This window comes from Mesorhizobium sp. WSM4844 (assembly GCF_055811775.1).
Window position 1 is genome coordinate 1 of record NZ_JBVVQB010000150.1, and the last position, 1,188, is coordinate 1,188.

General features: G+C 56.3%; 1 protein-coding gene. It reads right to left on the reverse strand.

The window, feature by feature from the left end; translation table 11 throughout:
• Positions 1-1,188 (reverse strand): GMC family oxidoreductase (locus AC0L2A_RS36180; RefSeq protein ID WP_473612963.1); only part of this gene is annotated, 1,188 nt, incomplete at both ends.

The following is a 1,188-nucleotide window of genomic DNA, read 5'->3' on the forward strand; positions in this document are numbered from 1 at the left end:
TCAAGACTGTGTCGGCCAATTTTTCAGCCACCATAATCGTCGGAATGTTTGTGTTCGCCCGAGGGCAAAATGGCATGACCGAAGCGTCGGCGATCCTCAAACCCGAAATACCATGAACGCGTCCCGACGGATCGGTCACAGCGCCAGGATCCGCGGCTGTCCCCATCCTGCAGGTCGACGTCGGATGCCAACTTGGGATGACGTTCTGGCGAATATACCGATCCAAATGTTCCTCGTCATTGATGAGATCGGAAATGCTATCCCCATCCGTTATGACGCGCCTAATCAACCCACGGCGCAGCCGCGGCGACGCGTCCATGAGCAGCGCCAGAACTGACGTGAGTGCATAGTTTGTGCTTGTGACCTTGCTCACCCGCTTCGCTCGCGAATTCAACACTGACGGAAACGGGTCCAGCGCCACAGAGGACAGCGAATCTTGCTGCAGCAGGCGGACTATGAAGCGAAAGCCCTGCTTGAGGCGCTCGGCGTCCCGCTTGTCGCTCAACCAGTTGAAATCGACCTCCGGCTCTATTCTGTGCGAACTACTCTTGAGCGCCACAGTTCCCGTCGAGTAGCTGCGATTGACCCACAAAGCGAGTGTGCCGAGGCGCTTCCCGACCGGGTGCCAGGATGATTTGGCAACAGTCGATATTGCCATATCGGTCGACGGGCAGCCTTCGCAACCCGATGAGTAGCGGGCGTGCATCTGAATATATTCGCTCACGCGGGGTGACAAGCGATCGGCCGGCTTCAAATAGGCCGAAATGCAGATCGTCGGGTGTTCCTGAAGGTTCTGGCCCACACCTTTCAAATCTGCAACGATCGGGATTCCGAATTGTACTAATTCCTTCGCGGAGCCGATCCCGGAGCGCATCAATATGGCGGGTGAATGGAGTGCTCCGGCGCACAGGATAACGCAAGAAGCGCTATACGATTGCAAGCCGGATTTGTTCTCGGTCTCGACCCCCGTTATCGTGGTTCCCGAAAAGGTCAGTCGCACGACTGTCGTTTCCGGCAGAATTGTCAGATTACGGCGAGAGCGGACGGTTTCGGATAAGTACGCCATCGCGGAGGAGACCCGATGACCATTGCGGTTGGTCAACGGGACAACTGAATAGCCATCACCGAATGCACCATTGAAGTCTGGCCTAAAATGAAGCCCCAGAGCATCGTACGCATCGGAGATTG